This is a genomic window from Protofrankia sp. CiP1_Cm_nod1 (assembly GCF_920888515.1).
Lineage (GTDB): Bacteria > Actinomycetota > Actinomycetes > Frankiales > Frankiaceae > Protofrankia.
On the sequence record NZ_CAKKTM010000368.1, the window covers coordinates 1,895 to 7,111 of the forward strand.

The following is a 5,217-nucleotide window of genomic DNA, read 5'->3' on the forward strand; positions in this document are numbered from 1 at the left end:
GGTCAAGGACGAGCCCGCGGGTATCCGCGTCCGGACTGTCCACGGGGTCGGCGGCGAGCAGGTGGGGCAGGAGGCGCTGCCAGGCCGGCCACCGGATCGGCTCGCCCGGATCCCCGGGGTGGGCGGCGGTGAGCAGGGCGTGCGCCCGGGCCTGCCAGCCGGCTTCCTGTTGTGGGCCCATTCGTTCTCGTAGCACGGCGCGGACGAGGCGGTGCATGACCAGCAGGTCGTGGTCGATCTGTGCCAGTGAGGAGCGGTTGATCTCCCCCGCCTCTGCCAGCCGTTGGGGATCTCCCAGGGCCGTTGTCAGCGGGTCCTCGAAGACCTCCGGGTGGGCGGTCAGCAGGTCCAGCGGGACGCCGGTGGGCGCGAGGAACGTACACACCTCGAGCAGGGCGGCGGCCGCGGGTGACCGGCCGGTGAGCGCGTCGGCGGACAGCCCGATCGCGGCGGCGGTGCTGTGCGGGGGTAGTCCACCGGATGGCCGAGGGCGGCTATCCGGGCCTGCTCGGCCCGGAACAGGCCCAGGTAGGCGGCCGGGTCCATCGGGGTGGTGTCGAGGTAGGCGGCGATCTGTGCCGCCGCCAGCGGGAGGTCACCGATCTCGGTGGCGAGCAGGTCCGCCAGTGCCGGATCCAGGCCGTCGATCCGGCGGGTCAGCAGCTCCACGGTCTCGGCCCGGGCCAGCGGCTCGACCGGGGTGGGCGTGCCGACCTGCCGGAACGCCCGGCTCCGGGAGGTGATCAGAATGTGGCCGCCGTGCGGGAGCAGGTCGGCGACGTCCTGCACGTCCTCGACGTTGTCGTAGATCAGCAGCCAGGGGCGGCCGGTGGCCGCCATCCGTGACAGCGCCCTGACCACCGCCTGCGCGGTGCCGGCCGGGCCGGCCGGCACGGGCTCCCCGAGCGCGTCGTTGACCGCGGCGACCCCGGCCTGCGCGGTGAGTCCGCCTGCCGCGTCGATCCACCAGACAAGCTGGTAGTCGGCGGCGAACCGCCAGGCGAACTCCCGGGCCAGCTGGGTCTTCCCGATCCCCGCCATCCCGTGGAGCGCGACCGTGGCCGGGCGCAGCGCCGCCAGCTGGTCGCGCAGCTCCAGCAGCGTCCGGTCCCGGCCGACGAAGAAGTCGTTGCGCGGCGGCACCTCCCGCATGGCCGGCAGCCGGGGGAAGGAGCGCTTGCGCCCAGCCCACGGTCGCCGCCCGCCCGGACCGCACCGGGCCGTCCGCCCCGGCTCCCGGCGCCGGCGGCGATGATCCCCGCCGGCGCCGGGAGCCGGGGCACTGTGGCCGGCGCGCCGGCTTGTGCCGTCCCGGCGTCAGCTCGGCGACCAGCTTGGCCCGGGCCTGGCCGGAGCGCAGCCCGACGAGGTCGATGTACGCCCGGGGCCGCAGCAGCGGCGGCACGTCGCAGTCCTCGACCCGGACGGGGATCAGCCTGTCCCGGCCCCGCCCGTCGTCCAGCAACGCCGCGGTCCACTCGTCCGTGCAGTACTTCGATCGGAAGTACGCCGCCGAGTACACCGCCAGCACGATCTCCGCCTGGGTCAGTGCGTCGTTCATCCGCCCGACGAAGTTCTCCCCGGCGACGAAGTCCCACGCCTGCAGCACGGTCGGCCAGCCCGCCGCCTCCAGCTCCCAGGCGATCCACTCCGCTCAGGCCCGGTCCGCGCCCGTGTACGAGACGAAGAAGCGCACCCGGCCCGCCGCGGCCTCCGGCGCGTCCAGCTCCCCCATCCGCCCAGCGTGCCAGAACCGCCACACTCACCGCACCCGCCACGTAGGCCGCACAGCAGCCCAGGAGGGCGAAAACCCGGCTGTTCCGGTCGCGAGCCGCCTGCCAGGAAGAGCCGTTCCGGGAACGGTGCAGCGGACAGCGATGTCCGTGCGCCTCCGCGGCCCGCGGCCCCACCCCGAAGATCACATATAGGGATCACCGGACGCTTCCGCCCCAGGCGACACGACGCGTAGGTGATTTCCGCCACCATGGCAGCGGTTTTCACCTACAGCGGCGGAAGCCGTAGGTAGTTGCCGTCGTCCCAGTAACGGTTTTCACCTACGGCTGGGCGGTCCACGGACTGGGCTCCCCGGCTCCCCTGCTCCCCTGCTCCCCGGATCGGTGGGAGGCTGACGATTCCTGCGGCGGGCGGGGGCATCCGTCTCGCTGTACCGAGCCTGTCGCGGCCGCTCTGGGGTGGTATGGCCGCCCCTGGCGGGTCGGACGGGCGCGGCACCGGTCCGGTATGCGGTACGGCGGACCGCGACGTTCAGGCATCTCCGCGGCTCATCGCATCCATCGCGCGTGCCGTGCGCCGTCTTCCCGGTCTCGGTCACCTGCCGGAAAGCGCGGTTTCCTCGCTGGCCGGCCCGGTAGCTGGCTGGGTGGGGGCTGTTGCCGTGGGGGCCGTGGCGGTGGCAGGTGGGCCGGCGTCCCGGCGTGGGAGGAGTGTGCTCGCGGTCAGGATGACGGCGACGGCGGCGAGGGTGAACCAGTAAGCGTGCCCCGCCCGTGCTGCTGCTGGTAGTAGAGCGGCAGCACGAAGAGGTTCACGAACATCGTCAGACCGACCAGCGTCATGATGGCGACGCTCGCGGCGAACCCGGGGTGGGCGAACAGCCGCAGGTCGATCAGCGGCGGTGTGCGATGTGGCGCGCGACGCGGGGACGGCGCCCGCAGCGCGTGCAGGCCGTACCCGGCGAGCAGCGCCACGGCCGCGGTCGGCACCTTCCTGCACGCCTTCGGCACTCCGGCTGCGGACACCGCCTGAAGGATCCCTCCACCCGCACGCCCAGGAGATCGTGCGTCCGGCGCGGTGTGGAGCGCAACGGTCAGCCGTATGCCATGGGACATCAACCGTCGATCGTGCCCCGCCGGCGCGTCGGACGACTGACCGAGCGCCGGCGGGCCACGATCGGGAAGAGCGCGATCTGAAAGATCACATTCCAGCGGGAAACGGCCTAACCATGGCGGAGGTCGCGTAGGACGGTTGCGGTCTCCAGGGCGGCGAAGGTGGCCTCGCGGCCCTTGTCCTCCGCCGAGGAGGGCAGGCCCGCGCGGTCGAGCGCCTGCTCGGCCGTGTCGCAGGTCAGCACGCCGAAGCCCACCGGGACGCCGGTGTCCAGGGCGACCCGGGTCAGCCCCTGCGTCACCGACTGGCAGACGTAGTCGAAGTGCGGGGTACCACCGCGGATCACCACGCCCAGCGCCACCACCGCGTCGTGGCCGGCCGCCAGCGCCGCCGTCACGACCGGCAGCTCGACCGCGCCGGGCACCCGGACCAGCAGCGGGGAGGCGGCCCCGGCGTCCTTGGCCGCCCGCAGCGCGCCGTCGACGAGGGCGTCGGTGATCTCGGCGTGCCAGCGGGTCGCCACGACGGCCAGCCGCAGGCCGGTGCCGTCCGGGATCACCGGTGCCGGCGCGCCCTGGCCGCTCATGCCGTCTCGCCCTGGCAGATGTCCGCCATCAGCAGGTCCTCGCCGGTCACCACCGGCTCCGCCTCCGCGGCCGCGCGAGCCGCGTGCGCGCCCGCGTTCCCGACGCTCGTGCCCCCGACGCAGTGCAGCGGGACGTCGGCGCGGGCCCCCGCGGCCTTCGGCAGGCCCGGCAGGGCGGTCGGCAGGCTCGGCAGGGCGGTCGGCAGGCTCGGCAGGGCGGTCGGCAGGCCCGGCAGGTCGTGCCCCATCCGGTCCCGCTTGGTGGTCAGATAGCGCAGGTTCTCCGGAGTGAAGTTCACCGGCAGCCCGACCCGTTCGACGACCTCCAGGCCGTAGCCCTCCAGCCCGGCCCGCTTGGTCGGGTTGTTCGTCAGCAGCCGCATCGTCCGGATGCCGAGATCGACCAGGATCTGGGCGCCGGTGCCGTAGTCACGCGCGTCCGCGGGCAGGCCGAGGGCGAGGTTGGCGTCCACGGTGTCGTGCCCGGCGTCCTGCATCTGGTAGGCCCGCAGCTTGTGGATGAGGCCGACGCCGCGGCCCTCGTGCCCCCGCATGTAGAGGACGACGCCCCGGCCCTCCTGGGCGATCATGCGCAGGGCGGCGTCGAGCTGCGTCCCGCAGTCGCAGCGGCGGGAGCCGAAGACGTCGCCGGTGAGGCATTCGCTGTGCACCCGCACCAGGACGTCACGGCCGTCCCCGATGTCCCCCTTGACCAGCGCGACGTGCTCCACGTCATCGATGACGCCGCGGTAGCCGAAGGCACGGAACTCGCCGTAGCCGGTGGGGATCCTGGTGTCGGCGACCCGCTCGACATGGTGCTCGCTGCGCCGCCGGTACGCCACCAGGTCGGCGATGGAGATCAGCAGCAGCCCGTGCTCCTCGGCGAACCGCGTCAGCTCCGGCAGCCGGGCCATGCTGCCGTCGTCGTTGACGATCTCGCAGATGGCGCCGGCGGGGCGCAGCCCGGCGAGCCTGGCCAGGTCCACCGCGGCCTCGGTGTGGCCGGGACGCCGTAACACCCCACCGACCTTCGCGCGCAGCGGGAAGATGTGGCCGGGCTTGGTGATGTCCGCGACGGTGGTCGCCGGGTCGGCGAGCAGCCGGATGGTCAGCGCCCGGTCGGCCGCGGAGATGCCGGTCGTCACCCCGGCCCGGGCGTCGACGGAGACGGTGAACGCGGTCCCCATCCGCTCGGTGTTGTGCGGGACCATCTGGTCGAGCTCGAGCCGGTCGAGGTCGGCGCCGTCCATCGGGACGCAGACCACCCCGGACGTGTAGCGGATCATGAAGGCCAGCAGCTCCGGCGTGGCCTTCTCCGCCGCGAAGATCAGGTCGCCCTCGTTCTCGCGGTCGGCGTCGTCGACGACGACGACCGGCCGGCCGGCGGCGATCTGCGCGACCGCCTCGTCGATCGAGGCGAAACGCGTATCATCGACTGGCAAATTTTTGATCATGACAGTTGCCCGCTCCCGCTGTGGATGACGGGGGTGCCCGACGAGCCGGCACCGGCCGCCTCCCCCGCGACGACAAGCTTCTCGACGTATTTCGCCAGCACGTCGACTTCGAGGTTGACCCGCTCCCCCACCCCTCGCCGGCCGAGGGTCGTCGCCTGCAGTGTCGTCGGGATCAGGCTCACCGTGAACGCGGCGGGCGTGGCCTCGCCCGCCGGGATGATCTCGACGACCGTCAGGCTGACCCCGTCGACGGTGATGGATCCCTTCTCGACGAGATAGCGCTCCAGGCCCGGCGGCAGGCTGATGCGCACGATCTCCCACTGGGTCTCC

The 5,217-nt window shown here is 73.1% G+C and carries 4 protein-coding genes and 3 pseudogenes; all 7 read right to left on the reverse strand.

Annotated elements, in window-relative coordinates; translation table 11 throughout:
* Positions 1-385 (reverse strand): annotated as a pseudogene (locus NBX02_RS16545) (FxSxx-COOH system tetratricopeptide repeat protein); the annotation flags it as partial.
* Positions 340-1,152: an AAA family ATPase gene (locus NBX02_RS16550; RefSeq protein WP_250287413.1), complete on the reverse strand. Its 813-nt coding sequence runs from the start codon at positions 1,150-1,152 to the stop codon at positions 340-342. The gene NBX02_RS16550 and the pseudogene NBX02_RS16545, both read right to left, overlap by 46 nt.
* 238 nt (positions 1,153-1,390) lie before the next feature.
* Positions 1,391-1,609: pseudogene (locus tag NBX02_RS23290) on the reverse strand (toll/interleukin-1 receptor domain-containing protein); the annotation flags it as partial.
* 847 nt (positions 1,610-2,456) lie between these two features.
* A complete protein-coding gene (locus NBX02_RS16560; RefSeq protein ID WP_445548480.1) occupies positions 2,457-2,723 on the reverse strand; it encodes a hypothetical protein in 267 nt (88 codons plus the stop codon).
* Between the two features lie 233 nt (positions 2,724-2,956).
* Positions 2,957-3,433, reverse strand: coding sequence for a 6,7-dimethyl-8-ribityllumazine synthase (gene ribH, locus NBX02_RS16565; protein WP_250287365.1), 477 nt, complete (start codon positions 3,431-3,433; stop codon positions 2,957-2,959).
* Entirely contained in the window at positions 3,430-4,887 is a 1,458-nt protein-coding gene (locus NBX02_RS16570; protein ID WP_250292085.1) for a bifunctional 3,4-dihydroxy-2-butanone-4-phosphate synthase/GTP cyclohydrolase II, read from the reverse strand. Before NBX02_RS16570 ends, ribH begins: the two co-directional genes overlap by 4 nt.
* Positions 4,884-5,217 (reverse strand): annotated as a pseudogene (locus tag NBX02_RS16575) (riboflavin synthase); the annotation flags it as partial. The pseudogene NBX02_RS16575 and the gene NBX02_RS16570, both read right to left, overlap by 4 nt.

Bases quoted from the DNA above. Each gene is read 5' to 3' on its own strand.
- NBX02_RS16550 (WP_250287413.1), bottom strand. From the start codon at position 1,152: ATGCGGGAGGTGCCGCCGCGCAACGACTTCTTCGTCGGCCGGGACCGG.
- ribH (WP_250287365.1), bottom strand. From the start codon at position 3,433: ATGAGCGGCCAGGGCGCGCCGGCACCGGTGATCCCGGACGGCACCGGC.
- NBX02_RS16570 (WP_250292085.1), bottom strand. From the start codon at position 4,887: ATGATCAAAAATTTGCCAGTCGATGATACGCGTTTCGCCTCGATCGAC.